This is a genomic window from Nesterenkonia xinjiangensis (assembly GCF_013410745.1).
GTDB classification, from domain to species: domain Bacteria; phylum Actinomycetota; class Actinomycetes; order Actinomycetales; family Micrococcaceae; genus Nesterenkonia; species Nesterenkonia xinjiangensis.
This window is the reverse complement of record NZ_JACCFY010000001.1, coordinates 1,111,727-1,128,384: the sequence shown is the minus strand read 5'-3', so window position 1 is coordinate 1,128,384 and position 16,658 is coordinate 1,111,727. Positions and strand designations below refer to the sequence as shown.

The 16,658-nt window shown below is 69.0% G+C and carries 15 protein-coding genes and 2 tRNA genes; 9 read left to right on the top strand and 8 right to left on the bottom strand.

The window, feature by feature from the left end; translation table 11 throughout:
• Positions 1–8: 8 nt before the first annotated feature.
• Positions 9–1,511, bottom strand: a complete 1,503-nt coding sequence (locus HNR09_RS05285) for an alpha,alpha-trehalose-phosphate synthase (UDP-forming) (protein WP_179541092.1) — start codon at positions 1,509–1,511, stop codon at positions 9–11.
• A gap of 274 nt (positions 1,512–1,785) precedes the next feature.
• On the opposite strand from HNR09_RS05285, the gene HNR09_RS05280 reads away from it, so the two are divergent.
• The 3 genes from HNR09_RS05280 (at position 1,786) to HNR09_RS05270 (ending at position 4,717) form a co-directional block, all read left to right on the top strand.
• Complete coding sequence (locus tag HNR09_RS05280; RefSeq protein WP_179541091.1) at positions 1,786–2,673, top strand: DsbA family protein; 888 nt, start codon at positions 1,786–1,788, stop codon at positions 2,671–2,673.
• Between the two features lie 112 nt (positions 2,674–2,785).
• Positions 2,786–2,861 (top strand) — tRNA-Thr (locus HNR09_RS05275).
• Positions 2,862–3,145: 284 nt separating this feature from the next.
• Positions 3,146–4,717, top strand: a complete 1,572-nt coding sequence (locus HNR09_RS05270; protein ID WP_179541090.1) for a DHA2 family efflux MFS transporter permease subunit — start codon at positions 3,146–3,148, stop codon at positions 4,715–4,717.
• Between the two features lie 277 nt (positions 4,718–4,994).
• On the opposite strand, the gene HNR09_RS05265 is transcribed toward HNR09_RS05270, so the two are convergent.
• Genes HNR09_RS05265 through HNR09_RS05255 form a run of 3 tightly spaced genes read right to left on the bottom strand, consistent with a single transcriptional unit; the run spans position 4,995 to position 6,642 of the window.
• Positions 4,995–5,306 (bottom strand): AzlD domain-containing protein, encoded by a 312-nt coding sequence (locus tag HNR09_RS05265; RefSeq protein WP_179541089.1) that lies wholly within the window; start codon positions 5,304–5,306, stop codon positions 4,995–4,997.
• On the bottom strand, positions 5,303–6,052 hold the full coding sequence (locus HNR09_RS05260; RefSeq protein WP_179541088.1) for an AzlC family ABC transporter permease: 750 nt from the start codon (positions 6,050–6,052) through the stop codon (positions 5,303–5,305). Before HNR09_RS05260 ends, HNR09_RS05265 begins: the two co-directional genes overlap by 4 nt.
• Complete coding sequence (locus HNR09_RS05255) at positions 6,049–6,642, bottom strand: helix-turn-helix domain-containing protein (RefSeq protein ID WP_343047456.1); 594 nt, start codon at positions 6,640–6,642, stop codon at positions 6,049–6,051. The genes HNR09_RS05260 and HNR09_RS05255 overlap by 4 nt, the downstream gene beginning before the upstream one ends.
• 167 nt (positions 6,643–6,809) lie before the next feature.
• Here HNR09_RS05255 and HNR09_RS05250 point away from each other — a divergent pair, with 167 nt between their 5' ends.
• From HNR09_RS05250 to HNR09_RS05240, 3 genes are all read left to right on the top strand, one after another.
• Complete coding sequence (locus tag HNR09_RS05250) at positions 6,810–7,496, top strand: NAD(P)H-binding protein (RefSeq protein ID WP_179541086.1); 687 nt, start codon at positions 6,810–6,812, stop codon at positions 7,494–7,496.
• Positions 7,497–7,584: 88 nt separating this feature from the next.
• Positions 7,585–7,661: transfer RNA gene (locus HNR09_RS05245), tRNA-Val, on the top strand.
• A gap of 182 nt (positions 7,662–7,843) precedes the next feature.
• Positions 7,844–9,988: a threonine/serine exporter family protein gene (locus HNR09_RS05240; protein ID WP_179541085.1), complete on the top strand. Its 2,145-nt coding sequence runs from the start codon at positions 7,844–7,846 to the stop codon at positions 9,986–9,988.
• 3 nt (positions 9,989–9,991) lie between these two features.
• Here HNR09_RS05240 and HNR09_RS05235 read toward each other — a convergent pair whose 3' ends face one another.
• On the bottom strand, positions 9,992–10,687 hold the full coding sequence (locus HNR09_RS05235; protein ID WP_179541084.1) for a uracil-DNA glycosylase: 696 nt from the start codon (positions 10,685–10,687) through the stop codon (positions 9,992–9,994).
• Between the two features lie 236 nt (positions 10,688–10,923).
• Here HNR09_RS05235 and HNR09_RS05230 point away from each other — a divergent pair, with 236 nt between their 5' ends.
• The 3 genes from HNR09_RS05230 (at position 10,924) to groL (ending at position 13,807) form a co-directional block, all read left to right on the top strand.
• On the top strand, positions 10,924–11,166 hold the full coding sequence (locus tag HNR09_RS05230) for a DUF3263 domain-containing protein (protein WP_246349142.1): 243 nt from the start codon (positions 10,924–10,926) through the stop codon (positions 11,164–11,166).
• Between the two features lie 73 nt (positions 11,167–11,239).
• Positions 11,240–11,842, top strand: a complete 603-nt coding sequence (locus HNR09_RS05225) for a LytR C-terminal domain-containing protein (protein WP_179541082.1) — start codon at positions 11,240–11,242, stop codon at positions 11,840–11,842.
• A 327-nt stretch (positions 11,843–12,169) separates the two neighbouring features.
• Positions 12,170–13,807, top strand: coding sequence for a chaperonin GroEL (gene groL, locus HNR09_RS05220; RefSeq protein ID WP_179541081.1), 1,638 nt, complete (start codon positions 12,170–12,172; stop codon positions 13,805–13,807).
• A gap of 121 nt (positions 13,808–13,928) precedes the next feature.
• Here groL and HNR09_RS05215 read toward each other — a convergent pair whose 3' ends face one another.
• The 3 genes from HNR09_RS05215 to HNR09_RS05205 form a co-directional block, all read right to left on the bottom strand.
• Positions 13,929–14,219, bottom strand: a complete 291-nt coding sequence (locus HNR09_RS05215) for a WXG100 family type VII secretion target (RefSeq protein WP_179541080.1) — start codon at positions 14,217–14,219, stop codon at positions 13,929–13,931.
• A 73-nt stretch (positions 14,220–14,292) separates the two neighbouring features.
• A complete protein-coding gene (locus tag HNR09_RS05210) occupies positions 14,293–15,897 on the bottom strand; it encodes a sensor histidine kinase (protein WP_179541079.1) in 1,605 nt (534 codons plus the stop codon).
• Between the two features lie 9 nt (positions 15,898–15,906).
• Positions 15,907–16,641 (bottom strand): response regulator, encoded by a 735-nt coding sequence (locus HNR09_RS05205; protein ID WP_179541078.1) that lies wholly within the window; start codon positions 16,639–16,641, stop codon positions 15,907–15,909.
• Positions 16,642–16,658: the final 17 nt, after the last annotated feature.

Genomic DNA, 16,658 nt, shown 5'->3' with positions numbered 1-16,658 from the left:
TCTCCTGATCAGGGCTGCGCCGCCAGGCGATCGAGGAATTCCTCGGCCCAGCGCTGCACGTTGTTGGAGACCACCTGACGCCTCAGGCTGCGCATCCGTCGGCGCGCGTCCTCGGGGTCGATCGTGGCGGCCTTGACGATGGCGGCCTTGAGCTCATCGACGTCGTGGGGGTTGATCAGGAGCGCCTGGCGCAGCTGGTCGGCGGCGCCGGTGAACTCGGAGAGCACCAGCACCCCCTGCCCGGACTTCCGTGCGGCCACATACTCCTTGGCGACCAGGTTCATGCCGTCACGCAGCGCAGTGACCAGCATGACGTCGGCCGCCAGGTAGAGGGCCACCATCTCCTCCACCGGGTAGGAGTGGTGCAGATACCGGATGGCCGTGTGGGCCAGGGTGTCGTACTCCCCGTTGATCCGCCCCACCGCCCCCTCGATGTCCTCACGCAACCGCTGGTAGGAGGCCACTCCCTCCCGGGAGGGGCTGGCCACCTGCACCAGGCAGGCCTCTCCGACCGTGAGCTTGCCGTCGCGCAGCAGCTCCTCATAGGCCTTGAGTCGGTGGCGGATGCCCTTGGTGTAGTCCAGGCGGTCCACGCCCAGGAAGATGGTGTCCGGCTCGCCCAGTTCGCGGCGGATCTGTTGGGAGCGGGCGATGATGTCCGGACGTTCGGAGAGCTCGACGATCTTGTCGGTGTCGATCGAGATGGGGAAGGCCTTGGCCTCGGCGACCCGGAATCCGCCCTCGGTCGGCGCGGTGAGCTGCCGCGGTGCGGTGCCGCGGGCCGGGTCTGCATGGAGGCCGTTGACCGAAGCGTCCTCACCGGGTCCCGGCGCATCCAGGGGCACGAAGACCTGGTCCGATTTGATGTAGTAGCCGAGCCGGTGGCGGACCACCCGCTGGAAGTTCCGCGCATCGGACTCTCGCTGGAAGCCGATCAGGTCCGCCCCGAGCAGTCCGCGCAGCACCGAGTGGCGCCACGGCAGCTGGGAGAAGAGGCCCGGCGGGGGGAAGGGGATGTGGTTGAAGAAGCCGATCTTCACATCAGGGCGGAGCTCACGGAGCATCGCCGGGACCAGCTGCAGCTGATAGTCCTGGACCCACACGGTCGCGCCCTGGGCGGCGACGTCGGCGGCGGCCTCCGCGAATCGACGGTTCACCCGGCGGTAGGCCTCGAACCAGTGTCGATGGAACGCGGGGCGGGCGATCACGTCGTGGTACAGCGGCCACAGGGTGGCGTTGGAGAATCCCTCGTAGTAGTCCTCCACCTCCTGCTCGCTCAGCGGCACCGGGACCAGGTGCATGCCCTGGTGGTCGAAGGCCTCCAGGGGCTCGTCTGCGGCGCCGTGCCAGCCGACCCAGGCGCCGTCGGACTGGGCCATGATCGGGGCCAGTGCCGTGACCAGGCCGCCGGGAGATCGGCGCCACCCTGTTCCGCCGTCCTCGGTGGTGACCCTGTCGACGGCCAGTCTGTTGGCCACCACGACGAAGTCGTATCCGCTCTGCTGAGGCATCAGCGCCAACCCCTTTCCTCTCGAGGACGGCGTCCGTGGCGGCATCGGCCTGTGACGCCCGTCGCATCAGTTGTCTCGCAACTCTACCCGGAGCATCGCACCGGCGGGCCGGAATGTGAGGAAGGTCGAACTCCCGGCTCCGCGTGCGGACCTGACGCGCCGCGGTCGTGTGCCGGACCTTCAGGAAACACCCAGCCGGGAGGGATTACCCTGGATGAGACTCTGCCCGTCGGATCCGCCAGAGGATCCCCCTGACGACACTTTCGGAGACTTGATGGCTCAGAACCCCCAGACCTCGGGCGGCAACGCCCGCGACAAGGCCCGCCGGATCCAGCAGGAGGAGGAGGCCAAGCAGCGTCGGACCTCCGTGCTGCTGCGCGTCGGCGTGGTGGTCGTGGCGCTCGTCGTCGTGCTGGCGCTCACCCTCTTCATCGTCAACCAGCGCTCCGGCGAGGATCGCGTCGCCGCGACGGAGGGCCCGGCCCCGGCGTCTGCGAACGAGCAGGGAGGCATCACGCTGACCTCTGCCACGGAGATCGTCGACGGTGACGACCTCGGCACGATCGACGCCTCGGAAGTGCCCGAATCTGATTCCGAGCTGCCCCTCGGTGTGGAGCCGGGGGAGGACGGGGAGCCCCCGCATCTGATCGTCTATGCCGACGCGAACTGCGTGCACTGCGCCAGCTTCGAGAATCAGCATGGGGAGCAGATCAAGGAATGGGCCGATGCCGGTGAGATCACCGTCGAGTACCGCATGGTCGGCTTCCTGGACGGCAACTCCAACACCAACTACTCCTCGCGGGCGGCCAACGCCACGGTCTGCATAGCCGAGGAGTCTCCGGAGAACTACCTCGACTATCTTGCCGAGGTCGTCGGCCACCAGCCGCAGGGTGAGCTGTCCAACGACGAGCTCGTGGCGAGGGCCGAGGCCTACGACGTCGACATCGAGTCCTGCGTGGAGGACGGCACCTACCGTCCGTTCGTCACCTACACCTCACGCCAGGCCACCGGCCACGGTGTTCAGGGCACCCCGACCGTCTACCTGGACGACCAGGACTGGGGCGCGTCCGAGATGGGCTTCCGTGAGTTCGTCGAAGCCGCCATCGGTGAGGACGGCGACGATCAGGATGCAGAAGACGAGGACGCTGACGACGAGTCCTGATCCCGTGGCCCGCGGGCGGGCGTCAGCCGTCCGCCCGCGAGGCCGCCCGACCACCAACTGGTCACTCAGGGAGGTCCGCCGGTAGGATGGGCCTCCGGCGCTTCGGCGCCACGCCTCCTTAGCTCAGCTGGTAGAGCAGCTGTCTTGTAAACAGCAGGTCGTCGGTTCGAACCCGGCAGGGGGCTCCACGTCTGCCCGGCATCGCCCTCAGTGCGGTGCCGGACTCGCCACAGCGGGGCGCCACATTTTTTCGTTGCGGGGGAATACTTCCGCTCGGCCGCCGGTTGGCTGAAGCGAACTAGTGCGCATTCCTGCCCGGTCGGCGTCGTCGCTGCGGGAATGTCGTGCGGCCGACACGTCCTCAGCACAGCGCGGGCGATGTCGCCGCCTGATCAATCAGCCCGCCCAGCCCTGTCACGCCCGTGCTCCTCGCATCGGGAGGTGCAGGGCCGTCATCGTCTCCGGAGTATCCATGAGCGCTCATCCCACACCACCGTCCGCCTCCTCTGTCGGGGTCGAGGCGCCCAAGATGCCCAGGGGGGACAAGCTCACCATCGGTGCGCTGCTCCTGGCCGCGTTCATCATGATCCTCAACGAGACCATCATGAACGTGGCGCTGCAGCCGCTCATGGTCGAGTTCCAGGTCGACGAGACCACCATCCAATGGCTGACCACCGCCTTCATGCTCACCCTGGCCACGATCATCCCCACCACCGGCTACCTGATGCAGCGGTTCAGCCTGCGTGCGGTGTTCACCATCTCCCTGGTGCTCTTCTGTGCCGGCACCGCGATCGCCGCGGCCGCCTTCGGCTTCCCGATGCTGCTGGTGGGCCGCATCATCCAGGCCGCCGGCACGGCGATGATGCTGCCGCTGCTGATGACCACCACGCTGACCCTGGTGCCGCTGCAGCGCCGCGGCGTGGTCATGGGGAACATCTCCATCGTCATCTCCGTGGCCCCGGCCACCGGGCCCGCGCTGTCCGGGCTCATCCTGCACATCGCCGACTGGCGCTTCCTGTTCCTCCTCATCCTGCCCATCGCCCTGGCCGCCATGGTGCTGGGCCGGCCTCGCCTGGACGACTCCCCGGGGGTCAAGGGCGGAGGGCTCTCCGTGCCGTCCCTGCTGCTCTCCGTGCCCGGATTCTCCGGCGTCGTCTACGGCATTAGCCAGCTGGGCGGCGGCCACGGCGAGGGAGCGGGCGTGGATGAGGCCGCGGAGGCCGGCGTCGACGTCGTCGCCCTCGTGGTGCTCGTGATCGGGGTGCTGTTCCTGGCGGCCTTCACATGGCTGCAGCTGCGCCTGCAGAAGGGCGGCAACCCGTTGCTGAACCTCCAGCCGTTCCGGTACACGATGTTCACCCGCTCCCTGCTGATGATGCTGCTGATGATGATCGCCCTCTTCGGTGCGATCATCATGCTGCCGCTGTTCCTCCAGCAGGTCCGCGGCCTGGACACCTTGACGACCGGTCTGCTGATGCTGCCAGGCGGTGTGCTCATGGCGCTGCTGGCCCCGATCGTCGGTCGGCTCTACGACCGCATCGGCCCGAAGCCCCTGGTGGTCCCGGGCGCGGCGCTGCTGATCGTGGCCCTGTTCCTGATGAGCCTGCTCGGCCCGGACAGCAGCGTGTGGTCCGTGCTGACGCTGCACCTGGTGCTCAGCTTCGGCCTGGCCTGCCTGTTCACTCCGGCCTTCACCACGGCGATGAACCCGCTGCCGCAGCCGCTGTATTCGCACGGCTCGGCAGTGCTCAACACCCTGCAGCAGCTGGCCGCCGCCGTCGGAACCGCACTGCTGGTCACCGTGATGGGGCTGGGCGCCGCCGCCGCGGCGTCGAACGGCCTGGACCCGGAAGCCGCCGCCGTAGAGGGCTTCCGCACCGCCTTCCGCACTGCCGCCGCGATGAGCGTGGGCACTCTTCTGCTGGGGCTGACGCTGCGTGCCACCCCGGCCGGTGAGTCCGACCCCGTCGCGGAGCCTGATGCCGAGGGCGCCGACGAAGGTCGTTCCGGCCAGGAGGAGGCCGCCACGTCCACCACGCGCTGACGGGGTGGCGCTGACCGGCGCCGCACAGCACGAGACGCCGGGCTCGGCAGGGATGCACTGATCATCCCTGCCGAGCCCGGCGTCTCTGTGTCTGCGTGAGGTCCGGCCGCCGTCTGGTGCGGCCGTGTGCTGCGTCGTGTCTGGTCTCCCTGGGTGGGAAGCGGGGCCCGCCCGCACCGAGCGGGCCCCTGTCGCACCCAAGTGAGGACAACCTTACAGTCAGGTCCTGGATTACGCAATACGCGTCTGACGTAACGTGTCGTCGAGCCTGTCCGGCTCAGCCCAGACCGAAGGCGCGCAGGCCGGCGGCCGCACCTGCTCCGGCGAGAACCACCACGAGGAACGGGGCCCGCAGCAGCAGGGCGACGGCGGCGGCCGCCAGGGCGCCGAGGCGGGCGTCGAGGACGACGCCGTCGTCGCCGGAGGCGGTGTTCATCGCCACCAGGGAGGCCAGCAGCGCCACGGTCATCAGTCCGGAGATGCGCCCCACCAGAGGGTGCTCCAACCAGGAGCCCGGCACCAGATAGCCGGCGATCTTCGTCAGGTACACCGCAGCACAGGCGATCAGCACCCATGTCCAGAGCGTCATCGGCGGGCCCCCTCGGCCTCCGCGGTGGGGACTTCGGTCCTCGTCCCGGAGGACCGGGGTCGCCAGAGCAGTCCCCAGGCCGCTGCGACGACGGCTGCCAGCAGCACCGGGACTCCGGCCGGCAGCAGCGGCATGGTCAGCACCGTCACCAGGGCGGCCAGCACCGCCAACGCCCACGGCTCACGCGCGCGCAGCCGCGGCCACAGCAGCCCCAGGAAGGCGGCGACGACCGCGCCGTCGAGCCCCAGTGCCTCCGGTTCGGCCACGAAGTCGCCCAGCAGGGCGCCGACCACCGTCGCCAGGTTCCAGCCGAGGTAGACGGCGATCCCGGTGACCCAGAATCCGCGGCGGCGCTCCGCCGGATCGGTCTGGCTCATCGCATTGGCGGCGGACTCATCGATGGTCAGCTGGGCGCTGACCAGCCGCCGCCAGCCGGTCGGGTCGAACATCGCCTTCATCTGCACCGCATAGATCGTGTTGCGCGCGCTCAGCAGGGTCGAGGCGCCCAGCGCGGCGGCGCCGGTCCCTCCGGCCGCGAGGACCCCGATGAACGCGAACTGCGAGCCGCCGGAGAACAGCAGCGCCGACAGTGCCACGGTCTGCCACAGAGTCAGGCCGGAGGCCACGGACAAGGCGCCGAAGGAGATGCCGTAGAGGGAGACGGCGGCGGCGATTGAGAGCCCCGTGCGGGTGGCGGGGGTCAGGCGGGAGCGCCCAAGTGCTTGGCGATCGGAGGAGGCGGTCATCGGTGGCCGCCCCAGCGGGGCTCTGCTGAGGGGTGCTCCATGAGCAGGGTGAACCATGCGCCGGGGGTGAGCGCCTCGTAGGAGTGCGGGGTGTCCCCGGGGAAGACGGCGTAGTCGCCGGGATGGAGGAGGAAGGGGGCGTCGGCGGGCCCCAGGCGGACGCGTCCGGAGCTGATGAGCACATGCTCGGTCGAGCCCGGCGGGTGCGGTTCTGCCTCTCGGACCTCACCGGGCTCCAGGCTCACCACATAGAGATCGCGCTGCGCCGGAGAGCTTCCGCTGTGGAGGAGGGCGGCGTGGAAGTCCGCCGTGGCGGAGGGCACTGCGGCGCGCTCATCGGCGCGGATGATCTGCGGCCGAGGGCTGGGGGCGGCGACCAGGCGCGCGAAGGGGATGCCCAGCGTGGAGGCGATCGACCACAGCGTCTCCACGCTCGGATTCCCCTGGGCGGTCTCCAGCTGGGACACTGTGGACTTCGAGATGCCCACTCTGCGAGCCAGTTCACTGAGCGACAGGCCTGCGCGCAGGCGCTCCTCCCGGACAGCGGCGGCGATCTGTGCCAGCAGCGCGTGATGGTCCTTCGTGGTCACGGGCACCTCCATTCGTTCGCCATATAGTACCAGTCGTTCGATTCATCGAACGAGGCCCGTCGCGCTGCCCAGGAATAGCAGGCTGCTTCAGGCGTTGTGCCCTCACGAGGGTGCAGGGCGCGGAGCTCGGCACCGGGGAGCATCGAGGCGAACCGAAGGAGACTGTCATGGCAGAGAACAAGCGCGTCGTCATCGTGGGCGGCCACGGCAAGGTGGCGCTGCTCGCCGCACCGAAGCTGGCGGCGGCCGGCTGGAGCGTCGACTCGCTGATCCGGGATCCCGGCCAGCGCGACGACATCGACGCGGCAGGCGCGAATCCGGTGGTGCTGGACATCGAGCAGGCTGACGTCGATCAGCTGGCCGAGACCTTCTCCGGGGCCGCAGCGGTGGTCTTCGCCGCGGGTGCCGGCGGCGGCAATCCGGATCGCACCAGGGCCGTGGACCGAGACGCGGCCGTGCGAACCATGGACGCCGCCGAGAAGGCCGGAGTGAGCCGCTATGTGATGGTCTCGTATGTGCGCGCCGAGACCGATGTGGACACCCTGGATCGGTCCAGCTCCTTCTATCCCTATGCCGAAGCCAAGCATCACGCCGACGCCCACCTGCGCGGTACCGGCCTGGACTGGACGATCCTCGGGCCGGGCTCGCTCACCCGGGAGCCGGCCACACGCGCACTGCAGGTGGTCGACGGCGCCGGACTGATCGATGGGCGTCAGCCTGCGCGGGAAGAGGTCGGCACGTCGCGGGAGAACGTGGCCGAGGCGATCACCCACGTGCTGACCGCCGGCGCGGTGGTGCGCCGGACCGTCAACTTCTACGACGGCGAGACTCCCCTCGAGGAGGCCCTGGCCTGAGTTCGGCCATCGGTTTTCCGAATCAGCACCCGAGGTGCTAATCTTTTCTGGCGCTCGCAGGCAGATTTCATGCCCGCGTGGTCGCCCCGGATCCGTAGCTCAGATGGTTAGAGCGCTCGCTTCACACGCGAGAGGTCGATGGTTCGAGTCCATTCGGATCCACCACTCCACACGTCACCGCCCTGTCGGGATGCGGCCTGCATGGCCAGCCTCCGGCGGGGCGGAGCTGTCCCATCCCCCGCCGCGGGCTCGACGCCGGCAGCTGATCCGAGTCCCCATGCCACCATCGAGGCGCGGCCGCGCCTCGTAGATTGAGAGACGCCACGACGCACCCGGAGGGAGGGTCAATGACTGCCGAGGAGACTCGACGCCAGGAGCACACCGGGGGCCAGGTGGCCGCCGACGCCGCCGTCGAGGCCATCGACCCCGTCATCTCCGAGCCGGACGCCGAGGTGACCCTCATCCCGGTGGTCCGACCCACCGCCGACGGTGACGTCGAGGACACCTCCACCGGCTTCATGCGTGCCCTGACCGGCAGCATCGCCTCGTCCTGGCAGGCCGCCCGTGAGGCGGAGGCCACTCTGGAGTGGGAGGAGTTCGACACCGAGGCCGTCGAACGTGCTCAGGAGGAGGCCGCCCAGGCCGAGGCCGAGGCAGTGCGTCACGAGTACGTCCCTGACGCCTTCTACGACACCCCGGCGGCGGACCTACCCGACCCCGGCCAGCATCCGGGCCAGCATTCGGGCCAGCACGACGTCGGCTCCGCCACCTCGCCGACCTCCCCGATCCCGCGCCCGCACACGCACAGCTTCGCCGCGCTCCGCGAGCCTCCCGCCGACCGTCAGCCCGATGAGCTGGCCGCAGGCGAATGGACGCCCTCCGGCGACTGGGCACAGACCGAGGCGCTGGGCCCGCAGATCCCGACCGACCGGACCCCTGTGGCGGACCCGTACGAGGTGGCCGTCTCGCCGCTCAGTGAGCCGATCCGGCGGCGTTCGGTGCTGCGCCCCACCGGTGCGAAGCTCCCCGGGCCGCTTCGGCGCGCCCCGCTGTTCGACCGCTCCGTCTTCGAGCAGAAGGTGCGCCCGCAGGATGTGCTGCGCCGCATCATGCGCCTCGAGACCACCCACACCCAGTCCGTCCCGCTGGTGGACCACCTGGCCGGCACCCCGTACGCGAACCCCCGGCAGGCCGAGCAGCCGGTGGACTCCGACGAGCTCGCCACCATCGCCTTCGTGCTGGACCTCGGCGAGGCCCTCTTCCGCTACGGGGCCGGCGCGCTGGAGGTGGAGACCTCGATCATCGCGGTCACCGCCGCCTTCGGGATGAAGAACACCGACGTCGACATCACCAACCAGTCGATCAGCCTCAACTGGGCACCCGATGACAAGATCCCATACTCGCGAGTGCGTGTGGTGCGGTCCTGGTCCCGGAACTACAAGGCGCTCGCCGCCGTGCACGAGCTCGTGACCGACATCATCTCTGGGCGGCTGACCCGCACCGAGTCTGCGGAGCGACTCCAGGAGATCACGCGGGAGCCCAAGCCGTATCCGCGGTGGATGGTCACCTTGGCCGGTGCCGTCTTCGCGAGCCTGTTCGCCAGCTTCCTGGGGGCACCGATTCTGGACGCTTCGATCGGATTCGCTGCCACCCTGGTGGTGCTGGGCATCAACCGTCAGCTCGCGGTGTGGAGGGTTCCGGAGTTCTTCACCCTGGCCACCGGGGGCTTCGTGGCCACCTTCATCGCCATGGGGGCGTTCATGCTGGGGGTCCCGATCACCCCGTCGATGGTCGTCGCCGGCGGGCTGATGATCCTGCTGCCCTCGGCCCGGGTGGTCTCCGCCATCCAGGATGCGATCAACGGCTTCCCGCTCACCTCAGCGGGGCGACTGGTCTCGGCGATGATCGCCTTCGCCGGCATGACGGCGGGCATCATGGCCGGCGTGGTGCTGGCAGACCTGCTCGGCGCCCCGCAGATGGAGATCGCCGTGGGGCTGACCCGCATCTATCATCCCGCCGTCCTGGTGGCGATCGTCTTCGTGGCCGCGATGGCCGCCGCCGTCGTCGAGCAGGCCCGGTGGAAGATGCTGCTGCCCACGGGGCTGGTCTCCGCGCTGGGGTTCCTGCTCTTCTACGCCGGTGAGTCGATCGGACTGGGGGAGCGGATGACTCCGATCCTCGGGGCCACCGTGGTGGGGGCGCTGGGACGAGTGGTGGCGCTGCGAATGGGGGCCCCGCAGCTGGTCATCGCTGTGCCGGGCATGATGTTCATGCTGCCGGGGCTCATGGTGTTCCGCGGCATGTACCAGATCGCCCTCGAGAACCCGGACACCAATCTGGTGGCCTCCATGATGGGCGGGCTGACCGAGCTGTTCAGCGCGCTGATCATCATTCTGGGCATCGCCTCGGGCATCGTGCTCGGTGACGTACTGATGCGGCCGATCACCGCCGGGCTGCAGTCCAACGAGCGCTCCCGCGGCCGCCGCCGCTGAGGTTCAGGCCGGGGCCAGCCGCCAGTCCACCGGTGCTGCGCCCAGACGTTGCAGCGCCTCGTTCGTCCGGGAGAACGGCTGAGAGCCGAAGAAGCCCCGGTGCGCGGACAGCGGGGAGGGGTGCGGGCTGGTGATCGCGGCGGTGTGGTCCCCGGCCTCGCACAGCGGCTGCATGCGCCGGGCGTCGGCGCCCCAGAGGATCGAGACCAGCGGTGTCCCGCGCGCCGCCAGGGCGCGGATCGCGGCCTCGGTGATCTCTTCCCAGCCGATGCCGTGGTGCGAGCCGGGGCTGCCCGCTGTCACGGTGAGCACCCTGTTGAGCATCAGCACCCCCTGCGCAGACCAGGCGGAGAGGTCCCCGTGGGGCGCCGGCCCGATCCCGAGATCCTCGTGGAGCTCACGGAAGATGTTCTGCAGGCTGCGCGGCAGCGGCCGCACGTCGGGGGCCACGGCGAAGGACATCCCGATCGGGTGCCCGGGAGTGGGGTAGGGGTCCTGGCCCAGCACCAGCACCTTGACCTGGTCGAAGGGCTGCCGGAAGGCGCGCAGCACGGATGCGGGGGCGGGCAGGATGTGCTCACCGGCGTCCCGGCGGCGGGTGAGCTCCTCCTGCAGGCGGGCGAACTGCTCCTGCTGCGGGGCCAGCGCCCGTCGCCATCCAGGTTCCAGAGGTGCGATGAGGTCCGCGGAGAGGTCCATGACCCACCACCCTAGACATCTTCGCCGGCATTCCGCTCCCTGCCGGGCCGCTCCGGCTGCCGTGGCGGCGAACACACAAGGGGCCATATGCGCCGTCGTGCCGTCCCCGGGCCTTAGGATGGGCGCAGGAACAGCGGTCCGGACGCACCGGTCCGAGTCGACATCAGGAGGCATCGATGAGCTCTGCCAGCTCGGCCGACACCGTCACCTCTGACGCAGTCGACGCCGCGGCCGGCATGGCCGGCCAGCTGAGCGAACAGCAGAAGCAGATCCTGGCCATGGAACGCCAATGGTGGAAGTACGCCGGCGCCAAGGACCAGGCGATCAGCGACGAGCTGCAGATCTCTGCGGTCGCCTACTACCAGCTGCTCAACCAGCTCATCGATTCCGAAGCCGCCCTCGTGCACGACCCCATGCTCGTCAAGCGTCTGCGCCGTCAGCGCGAGGCGCGGCAGCGGGCTCGGGCCTCGCGCCGATGAGCCCCCGGCAGGGCATCGCGGCCCGCCCCACCGTCCGTCCGCAGCATGCGCAGAGCCTGAGGATCTCCACATCATGAGCAAGTTCCCGCACGATGAGTTCGACGACGTTCCCCCGTACCAGCAGGGCGAGGCGGGCAAGCACCGCGCCCCGACGGCCGCGGCCGGCTCCTCCCGCGGCGGAGGCGGCCTGAAGTGGATCGGTCTGTTCGCCGTGCTGGCGCTGCTGGTGGGCGTCGCCAGCTACTTCGTGCTGCCCACCCTGCGTGAGGACTCCCCCGAGGCCGGCACCGGTGATCAGGAGCAGGGTGAGGCCCCCGAGGACGGCGAAGAGAACGGGGAGGACGGGGCCGAGGACGGCGAGGAGGACACGGAGCAGGGCGGCGGCCAGCCCACGGAGGCTGCCGCCGACACCGAGTCCCCGGTGCAGATCCTCAATTACGGAGGCCCGGCCGGCCTGGAGGACGACATCGCCGAGCAGCTCACGGAGCTGGACTACAACGTCACCTACGCGGCGGAGTGGACCTACGACGACGTCGACACTCCCGTGATCTACTATCCGCCGAACGCCGAGGCCCACGCCCAGGACCTCGCGGAGAACCTCGGCATCGAACAGGTCGAGGAGAGCGGAGCATGGTCCTCCGTGGCCGTGGTGGTCGGGCCCGATTTCGCCGAGTGAGATCAGCGGAGGCCGGTCACGGTGCAGAAGGCCCGCGGATGCGGGGCGCAGAGGCTCCCCGGGGCACTCGAAAGGGTTTGCACTCGCCTGCTCTGAGTGCTAAATATTGAGCTAGCACTCTCCCCCAGAGACTGCCAGCCCGATCTCGGGAGCAGCCTCCTGCGGCGGCGAGTGGGATGAACCTGAACAGGTGAGGCCAATTTTCCTACGACCCCGGTGACGCGGGGGCGTGGCCGTCCGTCGCGGGCACCTCTCAAGGTTCGACCCGATTGACGCGAACACGTCTGAATCATCATCACCCGCAGTCCAGGAAGGACACGTGCCGATATGGCTAAGACCATTGCATTCGACGAAGAGGCCCGCCGCGGCCTCGAGCGGGGCCTGAACATCCTCGCCGACGCCGTCAAGGTCACCTTGGGCCCCCGCGGCCGCAACGTCGTGCTGGAGAAGCAGTGGGGCGCCCCCACCATCACCAACGACGGCGTCTCGATCGCCAAGGAGATCGAGCTGGAGGACCCCTACGAGAAGATCGGCGCCGAGCTGGTCAAGGAGGTCGCCAAGAAGACCGACGACGTCGCCGGTGACGGAACCACCACCGCGACCGTGCTGGCTCAGGCCCTGGTCAAGGAGGGCCTGCGCAACGTCGCCGCCGGTGCCGACCCGATGGGTCTGAAGCGCGGCATCGACAAGGCCGTCGAGGCGGTCACCGCAGAGCTCTTCACCTCCGCCAAGGAGATCGAGACCAAGGAGCAGATCGCCGCCACCGCGTCGATCTCCGCCGCTGACATCCAGATCGGCGAGCTCATCGCCGAAGCCCTGGACAAGGTGGGCAAGGAAGGTGTCATCACCGTCGAGGAGTCCAACACCTTCGGCCTCGAGCTCGAGCTCACCGAGGGTATGCGCTTCGACAAGGGCTACCTCTCCGGCTACTTCGTCACCGACGCGGAGCGTCAGGAAGCCGTCCTCGAGGACCCGTACATCCTGATCGTCAACTCCAAGATCTCCTCGGTCAAGGACGTCATCGGCATCCTGGAGCAGGTCATGCAGTCCGGCAAGCCGCTGCTGGTCATCTCCGAGGACGTCGAGGGTGAAGCCCTGGCGGCCCTGGTGGTCAACAAGCTCAAGGGCACTTTCAAGTCGGTGGCTGTCAAGGCCCCCGGTTTCGGTGACCGTCGCAAGGCCATGCTGGCCGACATCGCCATCCTCACCGGTGGCCAGGTCATCGCCGAGGAGGTCGGCCTCAAGCTGGAGAACACCACTCTCGACCTGCTGGGCACCGCCCGCAAGGTGGTCATCACCAAGGACGAGACCACCATCGTCGAGGGTGCCGGCGACGCCGACGAGATCGCCGGTCGCGTCTCCCAGATCAAGGCCGAGATCGAGAACAGCGACTCGGACTATGACCGCGAGAAGCTCCAGGAGCGCCTGGCGAAGCTGGCCGGCGGCGTGGCCGTCATCAAGGCCGGTGCCGCCACCGAGGTCGAGCTCAAGGAGCGCAAGCACCGCATTGAGGACGCTGTGCGCAACGCCAAGGCCGCCGTGGACGAGGGTATCGTCGCCGGCGGTGGCGCCGCCCTGATCCAGGCCGGTGCCCGCGCCTTCGCCACTCTCTCCCTGGAGGGTGACGAGGCCACCGGTGCGAACATCGTCAAGGTGGCCGTCGAGTCTCCGCTGAAGCAGATCGCACTCAACGCCGGCCTCGAGCCCGGCGTGGTTGCGGAGAAGGTCAAGGGCCTCGCGGACGGTGTCGGCCTCAACGCCGCCACCGGCGAGTACGAGGACCTGCTGGCCGCCGGCGTCAACGACCCGGTGAAGGTGACCCGTTCTGCCCTGCAGAACGCTGCCTCCATCGCCAGCCTCTTCCTCACCACCGAGGCCGTCGTCGCCGACAAGCCGGAGAAGAACCCGGCCGGCGCGGGCGCCGAGGGCATGGACCCGATGGGCGGCATGGGCGGCATGATGTGATCATGTCCTGCTCTTTCCGCTGAGCATGACGAAGGCCCCGCAGGCATCTGCCTGCGGGGCCTTCGTCATGGCGGGGGACGCGCGCTAGGGGGGGAGGGTCAGCGAGCCTGCCGAGCCATGCTCAGCGGCCGAACATGCGGGTGTTGGCCGACTCCGTCTCCTCATACTGCGAGGAGGCCGAGGCCATCGCCTGGCGGACGCTGGCCAGCGACTGCTCCACCTGCAGCTGGGTGCTGCGCCACTGGGTCAGGACCTCCTGGAACGCGGTGGAGGCCGAGCCCTTCCAGGACTCCTGCAGCTGACGCAACTGGGACTCCATCGAGTTCACGTCGGTCTGGATGCGGGTCAGGGTGGACTCCACGGTCTGGCTCTTGGCCATCAGGTCCATGGTGTCGATCTGCAGCACTGCCATGATCTGGCTCCTTCCGTCGATGTGCGGGACGCTGTCCACGCTAGAAGGGGCCCGGCCCTGGCGCCGCGGTCGATCAGCGATCTGTGGAGAGACCGGGAGTGTCGCCGTCGTGTGGGCGGTGCTGTGGAGGAACAGCCCCGCCCTCCAGCTCCGCGAGCTCATGCTCCTCGACGTCGGACTCATGGTCGGACTGGTCGCTGGGCTCCACCATCGGCAGCCGCAGGGTCATCGTGGCCCCACCGCCGGAGGTCTGCTGATGACGGACCGTGCCGTCATGCTGGGCGGCGATCGCCGCCACGATGGCCAGGCCGAGTCCGGTGCCGCCGGTCTCCCGGCCGCGGGAGTTGTCCGCCCGATAGAACCGTTCGAAGATCCGCGCGGCCTCCTCCTCGGAGATGCCGTCACCGTGGTCGCGGACCTGCAGCACCGAGTCAGTGCGCCCGGCGACCAGGCTCTCCGTGCCCACCACCAGTTCGATCGGGGAGCCCTCCGGGGTGTAGCGCAGCGCATTGGTGACCAGGTTGGTCACGATCTGGCGGATCCGCCCCTCGTCGCCGAGCACGGGGGCCGACGTCGGGCCCCCGCCGTCGAGGCCGACCACCTGCACCATGCGGTCCGGGGCGTTGACGCCCATGTCCATGGCGGTGTCATGGGCGATGAGGTTGAGATCCACCGGAGCCAGCTGCAGCGGACGCTGTTCGTCCAGCCGGGCCAGCGTGAGCATGTCCTCCACCAGCTGGCCCATGCGTTTGGCCTCAGACTCGATGCGGCTCATCGCCGCCCCCACGGCCTCCGGGTTGTCGCTGACGCCGCCCTGGCGGTACAGCTCCGAGAACCCGCGGATCGTCACCAGCGGAGTGCGCAGCTCATGGGAGGCGTCCTGGATGAACTGCCGCATCTTCTGCTCGGAGGCCGTCTTCGCGCGGAAGGCCTCCTCGATATGCTCCAGCATCACGTTCAGCGAGCCGGAGAGCCGGCCGATCTCCGTCTCCGGGGGAGCGGTGGTCTCCACACGTTGGGAGAAGTCCCCGCCGGCGATCGCCGCAGCCGTCTTCTCCACACGGAACAGCGGCCGGAACGCGCGGGTCACCACCGCATAGGCGATCGTAGAGGCCCCCAGGGTGGCCAGCAGGCCGATCGTGGCCACCAGGAACGTCGCACGCTCCACAGAGGTGTCCACGTCCTCCAGGGGCAGGGCGATCGCCAGGGAGGCCTCTCCGGACTCCAGCCGGTAGACCTGCACCCGCCAGCCCCGCGAGCCCTCCACGGTCCCCGCCACCTCGAAGGACTGTCCGGCCTGGGCCAGCACGTCCTCGGCGGTCAGCTGCGGGATGTCCGGCAGGTCCTGGCCCTCCACCCGACGGTGCGTGGCGCTGTACTCCAGCGGCTCGCCGTCGTTGGTCAGCAGCACTCCGTAGAAGCGCAGGATCGCCAGCGCGTTGGCCCGGTCCTCCGGCTCGGAGCCCATCTCGGTGAGGTACATCGAGATGTTGTTCCGGTTGGTGTACAGATCCTCGTCCAGGTTGCGCAGCAGCTCCTGGCGGAAGAGCGAGGCCGAGACGAACGTCGTCACCGCCAGGGTGAGGAGCAGCAGGCCGGAGATGATGAAGACCAGCTGGGTGCGCAGAGACGCGCTGCGCCACTTGCGGGCGACCGAACGGACCGGGGTGAACGCCATGCCTCAGGCTCAGTGGGACAGGCCCTGGGAGCGCTGCCTCCGCTCCCAGGTCTGCAGCACGTAGCCCACGCCGCGTTTGGTCTGAATCATGGGGGCTCCGTCGGCGCCCGAGTCGATCTTCCGGCGCAGGTAGGAGATGTAGGACTCCACGATCGAGGCGTCCCCGTTGAAGTTGTACTCCCAGACATGGTCCAGGATCTGCTGCTTGGAGAGCACCCGGTTCGGGTTCATCATCAGGTAGCGCAGCAGCTTGAACTCGGTGGGGGAGAGGTCCACCATCTCGCCGTCGCGCCGGACCTCGTGGGCGTCGTCGTCGAGCTCCAGGTTGTCGATGACCATGACGGCGTCCTCGTCCTGGTACGGGGCGGTGCGGCGCAGCACCGCGCGGATGCGGGCGACCACCTCGTCCAGGGAGAACGGCTTGGTGACGTAGTCGTCGCCGCCGACGGTGAGACCGGTGATCTTGTCATCGGTGTCGTCCCGTGCGGTGAGGAACAGCACAGGGAAGTGTTTCCCCGCCGCGCGCAGGCGGCGGGTCACCGTGAAGCCGTCCATGTCCGGCAGCATCACGTCCAGCACGGCGAGATCCGGGTGGAACTCCTCGGCGGTGTCCAGTGCTTCCCTTCCGTTCGAGGCCGCAGCGACCTCGAATCCGGCGAAGCGCAGAGAGGTGGCGAGCAGCTCGCGGATGTTGGGCTCGTCGTCGACGACGAGCAGCTTGGCTTCGGGAGTCTTGTCAGTCACGGCGCTAGTGTCCCTCC

Coding starts and splice junctions, on each gene's coding strand:
- HNR09_RS05285 (WP_179541092.1), bottom strand. CDS start 1,511: ATGCCTCAGCAGAGCGGATACGACTTCGTCGTGGTGGCCAACAGACTG.
- HNR09_RS05240 (WP_179541085.1), top strand. CDS start 7,844: ATGACTGCCGAGGAGACTCGACGCCAGGAGCACACCGGGGGCCAGGTG.
- HNR09_RS05215 (WP_179541080.1), bottom strand. CDS start 14,219: ATGGCAGTGCTGCAGATCGACACCATGGACCTGATGGCCAAGAGCCAG.
- HNR09_RS05235 (WP_179541084.1), bottom strand. CDS start 10,687: ATGGACCTCTCCGCGGACCTCATCGCACCTCTGGAACCTGGATGGCGA.
- HNR09_RS05265 (WP_179541089.1), bottom strand. CDS start 5,306: ATGACGCTCTGGACATGGGTGCTGATCGCCTGTGCTGCGGTGTACCTG.
- HNR09_RS05230 (WP_246349142.1), top strand. CDS start 10,924: ATGGCCGGCCAGCTGAGCGAACAGCAGAAGCAGATCCTGGCCATGGAA.
- HNR09_RS05250 (WP_179541086.1), top strand. CDS start 6,810: ATGGCAGAGAACAAGCGCGTCGTCATCGTGGGCGGCCACGGCAAGGTG.
- groL (WP_179541081.1), top strand. CDS start 12,170: ATGGCTAAGACCATTGCATTCGACGAAGAGGCCCGCCGCGGCCTCGAG.
- HNR09_RS05225 (WP_179541082.1), top strand. CDS start 11,240: ATGAGCAAGTTCCCGCACGATGAGTTCGACGACGTTCCCCCGTACCAG.
- HNR09_RS05280 (WP_179541091.1), top strand. CDS start 1,786: ATGGCTCAGAACCCCCAGACCTCGGGCGGCAACGCCCGCGACAAGGCC.
- HNR09_RS05270 (WP_179541090.1), top strand. CDS start 3,146: ATGAGCGCTCATCCCACACCACCGTCCGCCTCCTCTGTCGGGGTCGAG.
- HNR09_RS05260 (WP_179541088.1), bottom strand. CDS start 6,052: ATGACCGCCTCCTCCGATCGCCAAGCACTTGGGCGCTCCCGCCTGACC.
- HNR09_RS05210 (WP_179541079.1), bottom strand. CDS start 15,897: ATGGCGTTCACCCCGGTCCGTTCGGTCGCCCGCAAGTGGCGCAGCGCG.